Source organism: Bacillus sp. ISL-46, from assembly GCF_018613205.1.
This window is the reverse complement of the sequence record NZ_JAGGQR010000062.1, coordinates 1-15362: the sequence shown is the minus strand read 5'-3', so window position 1 is coordinate 15362 and position 15362 is coordinate 1. Positions and strand designations below refer to the sequence as shown.

Here is a 15362-nt window from a genome sequence, read left to right as displayed (position 1 = left end):
GTTTTTTAATTTTTATTTACTAATATGATATGCTTGTTTCATTCAAATGTTTGTCCATTTTAAAAAAAATTCTTGGTGAGGAGAACATTCATTATGAAAGTTCTGGCCATTTCAGGTTATAAACCCTATGAATTAGGAATTTTTAAAAATGACCATCCATCGGTATTATTTCTCAAGGCTGCTATTAAAAAATCACTTATTCCAATGATAGACGAAGGATTAGAGTGGGTGCTGATAAGTGGACAATTAGGTGTGGAACTGTGGGCTGCTGAGGTTGTATTTGAACTACAATTGGAATTTCCAGATCTAAAACTAGCAGTAATAACGCCTTTTTTAGATCAGCAAGCGTCTTGGAAGGAAAATAATCAGGAATGGTATGAGTCAGTCCTTGCACAAGCTGATTTCATTGATTCTGTTACAAAAAAGGGATATGAAAAGCCATGGCAATTTAGGCTGAAAAATCAATTTTTTGTAGAAAAAAGTGAGGGACTCCTCCTCCTTTACGATCAGGAAAGGGATGGGAGCCCAAAATATCTATATGAAATGGCTCTTGAGTACCAAAAAAAACATCTATATCCGATTGAGCTGATTACATTTTATGATTTGCAGATGATTGTCGAGGAAGAACAAATGAAACTCGCTGACTTTTAACCTTATTAGTCATTTTTTTAAGTACAAATTCATATATTGAAATGATTTATCAAATCAAAAATTTAGCAAAACAAATGAAAATTGACAAAACTACATATTTTTGAAAAAATAATAGGTAGTGATTGGCGAATACTGAGGTGAATAGAATGCTGTCAGATAAAGTGAAATTAACAGCTAAGGATATTTTAGAAAAAGAGTTTAAGACTGGTGTACGAGGCTATAAACAAGAAGATGTTGATAAGTTTTTGGATTTAATCATTAAAGATTATGGAACATTTCATCAGGAGGTTGAAGATCTTCAACAGGAAAATCTTCGACTTCGGAAACAGCTTGAAGAAACTTCAAAAAGACAGCCGGCGGCACAACCTGCAGGTACAACAAATTTTGATATCTTGAAGCGATTATCCAATCTTGAAAAACATGTTTTTGGTAACAAGCTCTACGATTAACAGAATGTATTAAAATTTCCTAATAATAACCATTGAATTACCAGCGTGAAATACATATAATAAATTGTATTCATTAATAACGTTCGGGTAATCGCTGTAAGAAGCATTTGCATTCTTGCAGAGGAAAGTCCATGCTCGCACGAGCTGAGATGCTCGTAGTGTTCGTGCCTAGTGAATTCATAAGCTAGGGCAGCTGGGGCTAGCATCCAGTTGACGGCCGGGAAAATACCTAAGTCCTTTTGGGGATATGGTATGAATACCTATAAAAGTGCCACAGTGACGTAGCCTTTCCAGAAATGGAAAGGGTGGAACGGGTAAACCCCACGAGCGAGAAACCCAAATAATGGTAGGGGCACTTTCTCTGAGGAATTGAACAAGGAGAAGGACAGGTTCAAATCTGAGCCTGTAGATAGATGATTACCACCTAAGTACGAGACACACCCGTGTCGTTTGTAGTACACTGGTACAGAACATGGCTTACAGAACGTTATTAATGGGAAAGTATGCTGGATATTAAATGGCTCTCCTGATAAGGAGAGCTTTTTATTATTACTAGACATATTGCATTCGTTGTCGACTTTTTGTCAATAATGAAAGCGAATTAAGATTATTTTTATTAAACATAAACATACATACAAATGAATTAAGGGTGAAAAAATGGGAAATTATCAATTAATAGCTACAGCGGCAATGGGACTTGAAGCTTTAGTTGCCAAAGAAGTACGATCATTAGGATATGACTGTGAAGTTGAAAATGGCAAAGTTACCTACACTGGTGATGAATATGCGATAGCCCGCAGTAATTTATGGCTCCGAACAGCGGACAGAATTAAGATCAAGGTCGGAGAATTTAAGGCATATACCTTTGATGAATTATTCGAGAAAACCAAGGCACTCCCGTGGGAAAAATTCTTACCTGAAGACGCGGAATTTCCTGTGATAGGTAAATCTGTAAAGTCAAAGCTCTTTAGTGTTTCTGATTGCCAGGCAATTGTTAAAAAAGCAGTGGTAGAACGAATGAAACAACATTATAAACGAAGTACCTGGTTTGAGGAAACCGGTGCTTATTTTCGCATCGAAGTGGCACTATTAAAAGATGTTGCTACGATCACCATTGACACTAGTGGTCAAGGGCTTCATAAACGCGGCTATCGTCTCGATCAGGGGGAGGCACCCCTAAAGGAAACACTTGCTGCTGCACTTGTCTTACTCACCAATTGGAAGGCAGACCGTCCTTTTATGGATCCTTTCTGCGGCTCGGGGACAATTCCCATTGAAGCGGCAATGATAGGGCAAAATATCGCTCCAGGTTTTAACAGAGAATTTGTTTCTGAGCGTTGGAATTGGTTTTCTGCAAAGGTTTGGGAGGACGCTAGAAATGAAGCAGAGGACCTTGCAAATTATGATCAACCATTAGACATATTAGGCACTGATATCGACCATAGAATGGTGAAAATTGCCCAAGAAAACGCCTTTGAAGCTGGATTCGCTGACTTAATTCATTTCAAGCAAATGCAGGTTAAAGATATTTCTACCAATAAACAGTACGGTGTCATAGTCGGAAATCCACCTTATGGTGAAAGACTAGGGGATAAAAAAGCGGTCGAACACATGTATAAAGAAATGGGTGAAGCATTCAATGCGCTTGATACATGGTCAATTTATATCCTGACTTCTAATGAACAGTTCGAACAATTTTATGGAAAGTCAGCGACTAGGAAGAGAAAGCTATTTAATGGCTTTATTCGTACTGACCTTTATCAATATTGGGGAAAGAAACCTCCTCGTCAAAATGAATTGAATCTAGAATAATCAATCGATTAATATACTTATGTTTGTGGTAACACATGAAAGTTTTTTGGGGAGGGTACTATGCAAAAACGCATGCCATTTGAGATTGCAAAAACTGAATCCTTTTATGATAAATTAGGTGAATGGATTGGTGACTTATTTTATGATATTTTGCCTGAAGCCGGATTCGAACTGAGAGATGAACAGATATTTATGGCTTTTCAACTTGAAAATGCCTACAAGGATAAAAAAGTAATGTTTGCAGAAGCAGGGGTTGGAACAGGGAAAACCATTGTATATTTGCTTTATGCGATTATGTATGCACGTTATACTAATCGTCCGGCTGTTATTGCTTGTGCGGATGAGACTTTAATTGAGCAGTTGGTTAAAAAAGAGGGAGATATCGCAAAGCTGGAGAAAATTCTTGGACTAGATATCGATGTCCGCTTGGCAAAATCGCGAGATCAATACCTGTGTTTAAAAAAGCTAGATCTGACCAGGAATACTGATTTTTCAGATGAAATTTCAGATATTTATGAAAAACTGCCTGATTTTGTTCATTCTGTTGGCTCCATGCAAACATTTGAAAGATATGGTGACAGAAGAGATTATCCAGCTTTATCAGATGAAAAATGGAGTGAACTTAATTGGGATGCTGTCCAAGATTGTTTTTCTTGTGAAAAGCGTCATCGCTGTGGGCTGACTTTGCACCGTGATTATTATCGACATTCAGAGGATTTAATTATCTGTTCCCATGATTTTTATATGGAGCATATCTGGACAAAGGAATCAAGAAAGCGAGAAGGGCAGCTTCCGCTTTTACCTGAGCATTCTTCCGTTGTTTTTGATGAAGGACACCTGCTTGAATATGCAGCGCAAAAAGCATTGAGCTACCGGTTTACTGATTATACATTAGAAACCCTGCTCACGAGGTTAATGGAAAATGAAGTACGTGAGAAGACCTTGTATACGATTGATGAGGCTTTATTAGATAACGAGGCATTTTTTGATGCGATTTCACAATTCTCCTCACTTTCACAAGGTTCTGAAAAACAAATGATTACGAAGCATCCATTAGTATTAAAAACATGCAGAAAGTTACTTTCAACCCTTCAAGAATTAGAGGAGGAATTAGTGTTTGAAAGTGAGTTATATGTCATTAATGAGTACGATCTGAAAATTGTCGAGGAATATTTGGAGCAAATCACCTATTCGTTATCACTTTTTCTTCAGGAATTAAACGGAATCACTTGGTTCGAGGAAAAAGGGGGAGAACGCACACTGGTTATTATGCCCAAAATGGTCGAGGAAGTAATGCGGGAAGAAGTTTTCACTCAGAAAAAGCCGTTTATTTTCTCATCTGCGACGCTAGCAAATCAAAAGTCGTTCGACTATATTGCTTCTAGTATTGGGGTTGATGACTACTTATCTTTTTCAGTGACATCTCCTTTTGATTATGATGATAGGATGGAGCTTTACCTTCCAAAATTTAAAGATGCTGATATTGAAGGGAAATTAGAATATATTTTAGAGGAAATTCGCAAATCAGAGGGACGTGCATTAGTTCTATTAAATAATAAAGAGGAATTGGCTCAACTAAAGAAAAAGCTATCAGGAGCAGTCCCGTATCCAGTTTATTTTGAAGGCGATGAAGAAATAAGCACACTTGTTTCTAAATTTCAGAATGAAGAACATGCGATACTTTGTTCACTTCATCTATGGGAAGGTCTTGATATTCCGGGAAGATCACTTGAAAATGTCTTGATATTTTCACTTCCTTTTCCACCTAATGATCCTGTCTTTACCGCAAAAAAGGCCGGTGTAGATAACCCATTTACGGAAGTTGACTTGCCGTATATGCTTCTCCGCTTACGTCAAGGCGTTGGCCGCTTGATCAGGAGTGAAAAGGATCAAGGAACGGTTCATATTTTAATTGATGAAGATATCGACACAATTGTCTTACAGAAAATTAAAGAAGTATTGCCAACAGAGGCTAAAGATTGATAATCATGAAGAATAAACAAAAGCGGAAGGACCTATTGAGGGTTCTTCCGCTTTGTGTTTTATCTACCTAATAATCGTAGGCCTTCAGCTGTCATGTTTTCTGGTGACCAGGCTGGCTCCCAGACAAGATTTACTTCAACTTTTTTAGTTTCTTCCATTCCTTCCACACAATAACGTACCCCGCTGGTTATGCTGTCATGGAGTGGGCAGCCGGGTGTTGTTAACGTCATGGTAATAGTAACATCAGCGGTTTCTGTTACCTCTACATTATAAATTAAGCCTAGGTCAACGACATTTATATTTAATTCAGGGTCGTAAACACTCTTTAACTCAGTTAGGATCTTTTCTTTTATATTCATCATAAACACCTCACTATTTTTTTAAAACGCTTAGGATATTAATTGCAATGATAATAAAAACAATCGAAAGTACGGACTGTCCAACATTAAAGAGAATAGCAATATGAAAAGCTAGAGCGCAGAAAACTATCAGTATAGCGACGATAAATAAAGAAAATAACGGCATAACCATTTTTTCATTCATCATCTCTTTTAATGAAGGGACCTTATTTTTCCCGATTTCCTTACTGTATTTGTAAGTCCACCAAAGGAATGGAACTATTTTATATAAATAACTAACAATACTTAAGACAATCCAAAGTAATAAATAGGCATAGATAAGTGGGCCAGTAAAAGTGTTAACATCATGATTCCAAAGCATAATAAAAGCTGCAAAATGAATTACATTTCCAAATCCAATAGCCACTAGTGCAAACGTAAAAGGTTTATCTAATGTTTTCTTCAATCTTTTTTTGATGATTATTCTAATATGCCAGCTGAAAATGGAAAATCCTATTAAAAGCAGCAAGAAACCAATTTTCAAAAGGGTATTGTTATTAGTAAAGAAGGAAACCAGCGATACGACAAGACCAGAAAGGTAAAAAACATAAACATATTTAGCTTGAATCATCGGAAAACCATGAGATAGAGAAAACATTGGCACCATCTTATATGAAAATCCAAAAATTAACAATGTAAACCAACCAGTAACTCCCATTAATAAATGGGCTTTAAAAATCGATTGATAATATTCACCGGCAAATCCTGTTTTTAAGCAATAAATCAATGTAATCCCTAAAGAAATCGTAATAAATAAACAAACAAGGGACGAACCGACGAAAGCTGTAAGAATAGTTGGTTTTGCTTGTTTTTTTAGTGTCATAAACATTTGGAATAAAAACATTAAGATGCCGAGTAAAGTAAGAACACCAGGAATCATTGCATTTTGAGGTGACCAATATAACATCGTTGAAAATGATTTTATACCGATCGCAGTAAGAAAAAATTGTATAAAACCAAATCTTTCATTCCATATTTTAGTTAGGAATGCAACAGGTACAAGCTGATACATCGCTCCCATTGCTGCCATTAATGCCCAGCCTAGAATTAATAAATGAACTGAAGACCAAATTACTGGGATTCTAAAGCTCCCATCCGCCATCAATTGACCATTTACTAAAAGAAGAATTTGCGATAACACCAAGGCAATTAAACTAAACAAGATAAATGAAAATGGAAGCTTAATATTCGTTTCACTTCCCATATTTTGAGGAAGCATGACATTTCACCCTCTTACCGGAAGATTTCAATTTTAAAACTTCCGTCATTTTGTTGTTCTGTACGCTGCTGATAGCCTAATTCTTCTAATTGCTCATAAAGGAACATCGGCCTGCGGTCATTAATTATTGTTAAAACCTCATTTTCCCCAAGGGGTTCCAAGGCGGCTAAGGTTCTCATCATTGGCTGTGGCGGTTCTAAACCTCGATTATCCAAAATCATGTTTATTAACCCCTTCTTCCATTAAGCTTTCTTTGTGAAAGTTACTTTCCAATGTTTACTCTCAATTTCTTCTTCTTCATGAGTAAAGCCTTTTGCTTTTAAAACCGCGAATAGTGGTACTGGTTTAAAGGGGGCATGAAGGATAAATATATCATTATCCTTTACTTCCTTAATCGCCTCCATTATTTTTTGAAAGGGTTCAATTTTATTCTTTAAATCCTCGCGTACATCAAGTTCGATAATTCGTTGTTCCATCGTAGTTACAACTCCTCTTATATTTTATAAATCAAAGCCTGCTAAATTAATAGAATAATTCCCGCTGAAGTGCTTCCCTGTCAATTAGGTAAAAACCATCCTCATCCAAGGCAACATAGTCTTTCTTTTTCACATGATTGATCGTCCTACTGACAGTTTCTCTTGAAGTGCCAATCATATTGGCTAATTCGCGATTGGTGAACTGCGTTGTTAGCTTATAGCGCTCGCCAACCATCTCGCCATTTGATTTACAGAGCCTAATAAGTAGTAAAATTATTTGTTCAAAAGTGTTATGGAGAACTTGTGCTTCTAATCTTCCCTGCAAATCTACTATTTTTTCTCCTAATACTTTGAATAACTTGATGCAAAGCTCTGGATAGGAAATAAGTATTTCTTCAAACTTATCTATGGGAATAACAATCAGATTTGTATCTTCCATCACTTCCGCATGAGCTGGGAAATTTCCTTTTCTGAAAAATCCTGCATGTGGAAACATTTCACCAGGTTCAAGCACGGATATTAGTTGTTCTTTCCCTGATTGGTCTGTTTTGCAGATCTTTATTTTTCCACTATGAATAAAGAAAACTCGGTCAAGTGGATCGTCCTGCATAAAAATATACATCTTATGTTTATAAAAACGAGTTTGTGCAATCTTCACGATGGGTTCTAATTCTTCTGCCGATAATTCTTTGAAGATTGGGACCTCAGATAATCTTTTTACTATGTCCTCTTGCTTCATTAACATCACCTTCGTATTAGTAATTCTGTTTGACTAAATTGTAGCAGTGTTTTCACTGTAATTATGTGACCTCCGTCATAGATAACTCGTTTTCATGAAAATAATTCTCAGTCGGATCTGTGTTGTGGGAAATATCACAGGAGTACGATGAGTTGCTTCACTGTGTGACGGTCTTGTGAAAGTTACAATACGATTTGTGACAAAATATGAAAGGGTGAATTTGGAATGGAAATACAACGGGGAACACCAACAAAAAAAGTGGTGAAGACAAATAAAAATGCAATGCTTAAATCAATATTAGTTATAACCATTTTACTGAGCTTCACGGTATTACTAGTAGGTGGCTATTGGATCTTTAAGGAGCAGGCACCAAGACCTGTAGAGGTTACCAATGAAAAGGGTGACGTTTTATTTACAAAAGATACAATTATGGGGGGACAGGCCGTTTTTCAAAAGTACGGTTTAATGGATTATGGTACCATTTTAGGTCACGGTTCTTATATGGGTCCCGATTATACAGCGGAAGCTTTAAAGCTCTATACTGAAGGAATGCAAGATTTTAAAGCAAATGATGAATTCGGTAAAGATTATGCTTCATTAAATGAAGATCAAAAATCTGTTATAAAAAATAAAGTAATAAAAGAAATGCGTAAAAATCGTTATGATAGCAATAGCGATACAATGAAACTAACAAATGCTCAAGCGTTTGGACTTGAAAAAGTAAGAGAGTACTATAAAAAGATATTTACTAAAGGCGACGGTTGGGGGTTAAAGGCAAACCTTATTAAAGAAGGGGACATGCCTAAAGACGATCGAGCTTATGTTGCAAAAGGGGATCAAATCACCCAAATATCTGATTTCTTTTTCTGGACTGCATGGCTTTCAAGTACAGTCCGTGAAGGAGATAAAATCACGTATACTAATAATTGGCCTTACTATGAAGACGCAGGAAACCAATTATCCTTTTCTGCTATTTGGTGGAGCGGTGCTAGCATAACATTATTTGTATTAATGGTTGGAGTTATCCTATTTGTTTTCTACCGTTATCAATTTGGTATGCAGGAAGCCTATAAAGAAGGTAATTTCCCACGAATTGATTTACGGAAAGTGCCGGTGACGAGCTCTCAGGTGAAAACAGGAAAATACTTCGTCATTGTGGCAGCATTATTCTTTGTCCAGTGTATGTTTGGGGCGTTACTAGCTCACTATTATATCGAACCTGATAGTTTCTTTGGTATGAAGTGGATTCACGATATTCTTCCATTTAATATTACAAAAGGTTACCACCTACAGCTTGCTATCTTCTGGATCGCAACGGCATGGCTTGGAATGGGAATATATGTAGCGCCGCTAGTTGGAGGTTATGAGCCTAAGAAACAAGGTTTATTAGTAGATATTTTATTCTGGGCACTGGTTGTCCTTGTTGTCGGAAGTATGGTCGGAGAATGGCTAGGTGCAAATGGCTACTTAGGAAACAACTGGTTCTTATTTGGTCATACTGGCTGGGAGTACATTGAGCTTGGACGTATCTGGCAGCTTATTTTGATTGTAGGTATGCTAATTTGGCTGTTTATCGTTTATTGAGGTGTCAGGGCTGGTCTGAAGAGAGAGAATGATAAAGGCGGACTAATTCACCTATTATTCTACTCAGCAATCGCGGTGCCAGCATTCTATATCTTTGCCTTGTTTATCAACCCAGGTACAAGCTTCACATTTGCAGATTACTGGCGCTGGTGGATTATTCACTTATGGGTAGAAGGTATTTTTGAGGTTTTTGCGGTTGTTGTTATTGGTTTCTTATTGGTTCAACTCGGTCTTGTAACGAAAAAATCTACAGTAAGACAACTTTATTTCCAATTGATCCTGCTCTTAGGCAGTGGGGTAATTGGAATTGGTCACCACTACTACTATAATGGTTCAGCAGAAGTTTGGCTGGCTCTTGGAGCAGTATTCTCAGCATTAGAAGTAATTCCGTTAACATTGTTGATCCTTGAAGCATATGAGCAATATAAGATGATGCGTGAGGGTGGGGTAGATTTTCCTTACAAAGGAACGTTCTGGTTCTTAATCTCTTTTGCTATTTGGAACTTAGTTGGCGCAGGTGTGCTTGGATTCTTAATTAACTTACCAGCAGTCAGCTATTTTGAACACGGACAATTCTTAACACCTGCTCACGGTCATGGATCCATGATGGGTGTGTACGGAATGTTTGCATGTGCAGTATTACTTTACTCATTGAGAAACATTGTAAAACCAGAGGCATGGAATGATAAGTGGATTAAATTTAGCTGTATCATGTTAAACGTTGGACTTGCAGGAATGGTTTTCCTATCCTTGCTTCCTGTTGGTTTCATCCAAATCAAAGAAGCCTTTAATCATGGTTATGCTGCTTCTCGTTCAGCATCATTCCTACAAAAGGATATTGTTGAAACATTATTAACATGGCGTGCGGTGCCTGACACCATTTTCTTAATCGGTGTGGTAGTATTATTGTTATTCTGTATTAAAGCAATCTTTAATTTACGGAAGCCAACCCACAAAGAAGGAGAAAAACTTCCTGTTAAAGATCTTTCAATTGACGAGGATTAATAGAAAAATCCGCAAAGGTCAGCTTTGCGGATTTTCTTTGTTCAAAATCAATATTTCGTGGCATTCAAAACAATAAATCTCTTTCTCCTCGGTATGGATACCGTTAAAAAAGCCATCTAAGCAATAAATTTCTTTACTGCAGCACTTACAATTTCCAATTAGTTCCTTCATTGGTCATACCCCCTGTATTAACAAAATCATCTTATTGGTGTGATACCACTCACTAAGTTTTAGACCAAGTTTCCTTATAATAAAAAAGAAGTTAACAAACTAATGGGAGTGATAATAATGCAAACTTACGCAAAAGTCATTAATGTACCAGATCTTGGGAGTACCTTGAGGAAGGTCCTGAAACATGGAGAGTAGCCATTGCTAAGAAGTAATCGTTGAAAAAAGTGACTTCTTAACAATCCCAGTTGTTTAACCATTTCGTAGTGCTTTATTTAGTTATTTTCCATCTAACATCCTCTTTTCCCTATAAATTTATTTTACAACAGAAATTCATTCTGTTGTTTTTTTATTCACTTGTGAACAGTATTTTGCATACTTTTCAGAATAATGTGTTAAAATTTAATGGGAAATAAAAGGGGGGGATTGCATTGAAATATGAACTATTAGAAAAAGAATTTCTAGATTATATGAAAAAGATGTCTGCCTACAACGAAGCACTTGGATTAGTTTATTGGGATCTAAGAACTGGGGCCCCGAAGCAAGGGGTGGAACAACGGTCCGAGGTAATTGGGATGTTATCGTCCGAAGTATTTAAAATGTCTACTTCTGAAGAGATGGCAGCATACATAGCTAATTTATCAAAACAATCACTGTCAGAAAAGACACGCAAAATCCTCGAAGAATGTAAAAAAGAATATGAAAGAAATAAAAAAATCCCAGCTGAAGAATACAAGGAATTTGTGATTCTCCAGTCAAAGGCAGAGAGTGTGTGGGAGGAAGCGAAGGGAAATTCAAATTTTGCCTTATTTAGTCCTTACTTAGAAAAGCTTGTCGCGATGACAAAAAAGTTTATCACTTATTGGGGTCATGAAGATAATAAATATGATGTGTTATTAGATATGTACGAACCTGGCATCACAATGAACGTTTTAGATCAAGTATTTGGTGAATTAAGAGATAAAATAGTTCCTTTGGTTAAACAAATTTCAAAATCTCCACATAAACCAAAAACGGATTTTCTATTTGAAAAATTTCCAAAGGAAAAACAACGTGAATTTAGTTTGAAGATCCTTGACAAAATAGGTTATAACTTTCAAGCAGGAAGAATGGATGAAACCGTTCATCCTTTTGCAATTGGGTTAAATCCTGGCGATGTCCGCGTTACCACCAAATATGATGAAAACGACTTTCGGACAGCAGTTTTTGGTACGATTCATGAAGGCGGTCATGCTTTATATGAACAGAATGTTTCTAAAGACTTGATTGGGACTCCTCTTTGTTCAGGAACATCAACTGGAATTCACGAATCTCAGTCTCTTTTTTATGAGAACATCCTTGGACGAAGTTTACCATTTTGGAAAAATAACTACGATCTTCTAAAAGAATATGCAAATGGTCAATTTAACCAAGTAGAAATTGAAGAATTCTATCGGGCTATAAACGAATCTAAACCGTCATTCATTAGAATTGAAGCAGATGAATTAACATACCCGCTCCATGTTATAATCCGCTATGAAATTGAAAAAGGCTTATTCAATGATGAGATCGATGTGAAGGATTTACCGACTATTTGGAATGACAAGTACGAAGAATACTTAGGAATTCGTCCTGAAAATGATGCACAGGGAGTTCTTCAAGATGTCCATTGGGCAGGAGGCAGCTTTGGTTATTTCCCATCTTATGCCTTAGGCTACATGTATGCAGCACAATTTAAGCATAAAATGATGGATGATCTTCCAAATTTTGATCAATTAGTCGAAGACGGTACCATTCTGCCGATAAAAGAATGGCTGACCGAAAATATCCACCAATATGGAAAAATGAAAAAACCGCTTGAAATCTTACAGGATGTTACAGGAGAAGGCCTAAATCCTAAATATTTAATTTATTATCTTTATGAGAAATATAGAAAGATTTATTTGTTAAATGAAAAAGGCTCATTGTGATTAAAGCAATGTAACAATGAAACAAAAAAGGCTTCAATCGATGAGATTGAAGCCTTTTTCAGCGCCCAGCGGCGTATGGACTTTTCTTATTACTATTTACTCCAAGTCTGAAATCCTTTTGAACCTGGAGGGGCATTTTGAATAATATCGATAAACGGAATCGTGTAAGCAAAAAGAATAAGGGCTGCTGCAATTCCAAGCCACAATTTCCAGTTTTCAAATACCATTGGTGCTTTTTCTTCAAGATTTTCTGCAACAGCAACAGGGAATTCCTCTTCCCCTTTTGGAGCAAAGAAGGCAAGATTGATAAATATGATAATAACCAGAATAATTCCTAGGAATAAAATGGTCCCACCGACTGCTTGAGCGATTTGATAAGGAATCCATTCTGCTGCTTGCTTTGCCCCGCCGTAGGTTGAGAAAGCGGAACGTCTTGGACCGCCAAGGAGACCTTGGAAGTGCATTGCACCTGACATGAATGCCATTCCAATAAACCAAACCCATGCTTGGATTATTCCTAATTTATTCATTGCTTTTGTCAATTTACGTCCAGTTAAATGTGGTACCAACCAATAGGAGATCCCAAAGAACGTTAATACAACCGATGTTGCAGCAGTTAAATGGAAGGGACCTGTCACCCAAATAGTATTATGAACTACCTGGTCCATTTGGTTGGATGCATTGATAATACCACCAGCTCCAGCAGGAATAAATGATGCCATACCAATAAATGGAACTGTGAAACGAGCATCTCCCCATGGCAGAACCTTAAACCAGCCAAACAGGCCTTTTGCTCCTTTTGAGCGACCATATCTCTCGAAGGTTGCAAAAAGAGAGAAGGCAGTCATTAACGATGGAATAATAACCATGAATGTTAAGATAACCTGTAAGAACTTCCAGGCAGGGTCAATACCTGGCTCTGTTAATTGATGGTGAAAACCAACCGGAATCGAGAATAGCAGGAACAAAATAAATGACAAACGTGCTAATGAATCAGAGAAAATTTTCCCACCAATAATTTTCGGGATAATCGCATACCAACACATATATGCAGGCAATAACCAGAAATAAACAAGTGGATGCCCAAAATACCAGAATAAAGTCCGACTTACTAACACATCAACAGTATCAACTAATCCAAGCGACCAAGGAAGTAATTGGAATAATACGGCTGCTGCAACTCCAAGAGTAGCGATAATCCACATGACTGTATTTATAACAGCCATAAAGCTTAATAACGGACTTGGCTGTCCAGGATGATTCTTCCTCCATTTTGCATAGGTCATGATTTGTGAGGCACCATCAATCCAGCTTCCTATAACGACGAAGGTTAAGCCTAAGTAAAATATCCAATGGGCTTTAAGTGGTGCATAAAAAGTGTAAAGTACGGATGCTTCCTTAAGTAAAACCATGGTAGCTGCCATTAAGGTACCGACTAACATGATCCAAAAACCGATCCAGCCAGTGCGGCGAGCAGCATTTGAATGACCGCCAGTGGTTCTGCTTACGGCAGCATACTGAAATCCCATAATAAAAAATGTCGTTAAAACCAATCCCATTAAAACACCATGGACGGTTAAGATTTGGTAGTAATCAATACCCCATGGAAGTTCCCATTTACCGGAACGGACAAGGGTTTGTAATAGCCCCATTAAACCACCAAGTGCAAGTGCAGAGAAGGCAACAAAAAAGTGGGCCATTGAAAGCTTTGCATCACGAGGATCAACTTTTACTTTTGCTGCTGTCGAGTTAGCCATTATTTTACCACCTCAATCATCGAACTCATTAAATGGTGACCAGCACCACAATATTCATTACAAACAATTAAATATTCACCAGCTTTATCAAACGTGGTTGTATATTCGCTGACATAACCAGGTTCAAGCATCATGTTAATATTTGTTCCAGCTACTTCAAACCCGTGGACAACATCTTTGGTTGTAGCAATAACTTTTACCTTTGCCCCAACCGGTAACTCTACTTTCACTGGATTATAGGAGAAAGCTGCAGCTACATATACTAATTCATAGTCCCAATCTTTACCTTCAACCTTATGTAATCCTGGTTTATCAAATGGTTTTGTTTGATCGACCTTATCCACATTAATCGTAGTTAAACAACTTGGCGGCTTGTTACCAAGATAGAATGCGCTTACACCCACAACTGTCAAAAATACTACCAGTGCACTAATTCCGAAAGTTAGCCAAATCTTCTCGAACTTATGCATATGCATAATTCTTTCCCCCTTCAATTATTAAAAGCGTTCAACAAATAGGTAATAGACACTTACCCAAGTGACAACAATAAAAGCTCCCAAAAAGAAAACGGACGCTAATGTCCCTTTAAGAGAAGAGCTGTCTTCTATTTCTGTTTTTTGGTTTGTTTTAAGTTCCGCCTTCGCCATCCCCCTGCACTCCCTTCAGAGTAGTTAAAATAAATGATTAGTTCTCTTTCATAATACAAAACAATTGTGAAGAAAAAATATCAAAATTAGCAGTTCACAAAATGTTCATTCCTTAGATATCTACTATGTTAATATTATAAAATTGATGTAACAGTGATTTATATCACAATCATCAGGGGGTATTTGTGACTAAAATGTGAACTATCACACTTTACTTGTGATAAAAGTAATTGAATAATCCTCCATACATGAATATAAACAACTTTTTGGAATGAATGTCACACTTTGGATACCTATAAATATGATATTAAGAAATTCATATTTTCCTTCAGAAAAGAGTGTGTTTTTGTGGAAAAATATTATTGTGATCGTTGCCGCCTTTTGTATGACCAGGTAGAAATCTGTAAAATCTGCGGAACATTAGTGAAAAATAAAATTAAAATTGAAGTTCAAAAACAACCCGATAAAAAATAAGTCGCAAAAACATTTTATAAGCAATTTACTTGCTTCAGACTGTCGACAAAT

General features: G+C 36.9%; 14 protein-coding genes, 1 other RNA gene and 1 pseudogene. 7 read left to right on the top strand and 9 right to left on the bottom strand.

Annotated elements, in window-relative coordinates:
• The first annotated feature begins 93 nt into the window (after positions 1-93).
• The 5 genes from J7E67_RS25815 to J7E67_RS25795 all read left to right on the top strand — a co-directional run bounded on the left by J7E67_RS25815 (position 94) and on the right by J7E67_RS25795 (position 4895).
• Positions 94-651 carry an SLOG family protein gene (locus J7E67_RS25815; protein ID WP_214712116.1) on the top strand — a complete coding sequence of 186 codons (558 nt, stop codon included), beginning with the start codon at positions 94-96 and terminating at the stop codon, positions 649-651.
• A gap of 146 nt (positions 652-797) precedes the next feature.
• Positions 798-1100 carry a cell division regulator GpsB gene (gpsB, locus tag J7E67_RS25810; RefSeq protein ID WP_066257064.1) on the top strand — a complete coding sequence of 101 codons (303 nt, stop codon included), beginning with the start codon at positions 798-800 and terminating at the stop codon, positions 1098-1100.
• A gap of 79 nt (positions 1101-1179) precedes the next feature.
• Positions 1180-1585: RNase P RNA component class B (gene rnpB / locus J7E67_RS25805), an RNA gene on the top strand.
• A gap of 172 nt (positions 1586-1757) precedes the next feature.
• Entirely contained in the window at positions 1758-2912 is a 1155-nt protein-coding gene (locus J7E67_RS25800; protein WP_214712117.1) for a THUMP domain-containing class I SAM-dependent RNA methyltransferase, read from the top strand.
• Between the two features lie 60 nt (positions 2913-2972).
• Positions 2973-4895, top strand: a complete 1923-nt coding sequence (locus J7E67_RS25795) for an ATP-dependent DNA helicase (RefSeq protein WP_214733089.1) — start codon at positions 2973-2975, stop codon at positions 4893-4895.
• 59 nt (positions 4896-4954) lie between these two features.
• On the opposite strand, the gene J7E67_RS25790 is transcribed toward J7E67_RS25795, so the two are convergent.
• The 5 genes from J7E67_RS25790 to J7E67_RS25770 are packed head-to-tail and all read right to left on the bottom strand — an operon-like array spanning position 4955 to position 7727.
• On the bottom strand, positions 4955-5254 hold the full coding sequence (locus J7E67_RS25790; protein WP_214712130.1) for a metal-sulfur cluster assembly factor: 300 nt from the start codon (positions 5252-5254) through the stop codon (positions 4955-4957).
• 13 nt (positions 5255-5267) lie between these two features.
• Positions 5268-6512 carry a hypothetical protein gene (locus tag J7E67_RS25785; protein WP_214712119.1) on the bottom strand — a complete coding sequence of 415 codons (1245 nt, stop codon included), beginning with the start codon at positions 6510-6512 and terminating at the stop codon, positions 5268-5270.
• 14 nt (positions 6513-6526) lie between these two features.
• Positions 6527-6733 carry a DUF2249 domain-containing protein gene (locus tag J7E67_RS25780; protein ID WP_214712120.1) on the bottom strand — a complete coding sequence of 69 codons (207 nt, stop codon included), beginning with the start codon at positions 6731-6733 and terminating at the stop codon, positions 6527-6529.
• 21 nt (positions 6734-6754) lie between these two features.
• On the bottom strand, positions 6755-6988 hold the full coding sequence (locus J7E67_RS25775) for a DUF2249 domain-containing protein (protein ID WP_066257048.1): 234 nt from the start codon (positions 6986-6988) through the stop codon (positions 6755-6757).
• A gap of 46 nt (positions 6989-7034) precedes the next feature.
• Entirely contained in the window at positions 7035-7727 is a 693-nt protein-coding gene (locus J7E67_RS25770; protein WP_098931685.1) for a Crp/Fnr family transcriptional regulator, read from the bottom strand.
• A gap of 225 nt (positions 7728-7952) precedes the next feature.
• Here J7E67_RS25770 and J7E67_RS25765 point away from each other — a divergent pair.
• Positions 7953-10316: pseudogene (locus tag J7E67_RS25765) on the top strand (nitric-oxide reductase large subunit).
• Positions 10317-10334: 18 nt separating this feature from the next.
• Here J7E67_RS25765 and J7E67_RS25760 read toward each other — a convergent pair.
• Positions 10335-10487, bottom strand: a complete 153-nt coding sequence (locus tag J7E67_RS25760; protein ID WP_214712123.1) for a hypothetical protein — start codon at positions 10485-10487, stop codon at positions 10335-10337.
• Positions 10488-10954: 467 nt separating this feature from the next.
• Between J7E67_RS25760 and J7E67_RS25755 the strand changes: the two genes are divergently transcribed.
• Positions 10955-12433, top strand: a complete 1479-nt coding sequence (locus J7E67_RS25755; protein ID WP_214712131.1) for a carboxypeptidase M32 — start codon at positions 10955-10957, stop codon at positions 12431-12433.
• Positions 12434-12525: 92 nt separating this feature from the next.
• On the opposite strand, the gene J7E67_RS25750 is transcribed toward J7E67_RS25755, so the two are convergent.
• Genes J7E67_RS25750 through J7E67_RS25740 form a run of 3 tightly spaced genes read right to left on the bottom strand, consistent with a single transcriptional unit; the run spans position 12526 to position 14837 of the window.
• Positions 12526-14190 carry a b(o/a)3-type cytochrome-c oxidase subunit 1 gene (locus tag J7E67_RS25750; RefSeq protein WP_214733088.1) on the bottom strand — a complete coding sequence of 555 codons (1665 nt, stop codon included), beginning with the start codon at positions 14188-14190 and terminating at the stop codon, positions 12526-12528.
• Positions 14190-14666: a cytochrome c oxidase subunit II gene (locus J7E67_RS25745; protein ID WP_214712127.1), complete on the bottom strand. Its 477-nt coding sequence runs from the start codon at positions 14664-14666 to the stop codon at positions 14190-14192. The genes J7E67_RS25750 and J7E67_RS25745 overlap by 1 nt, the downstream gene beginning before the upstream one ends.
• Positions 14667-14687: 21 nt before the next feature.
• Positions 14688-14837 carry a cytochrome c oxidase subunit 2A gene (locus J7E67_RS25740; protein WP_168244867.1) on the bottom strand — a complete coding sequence of 50 codons (150 nt, stop codon included), beginning with the start codon at positions 14835-14837 and terminating at the stop codon, positions 14688-14690.
• Positions 14838-15362: the final 525 nt, after the last annotated feature.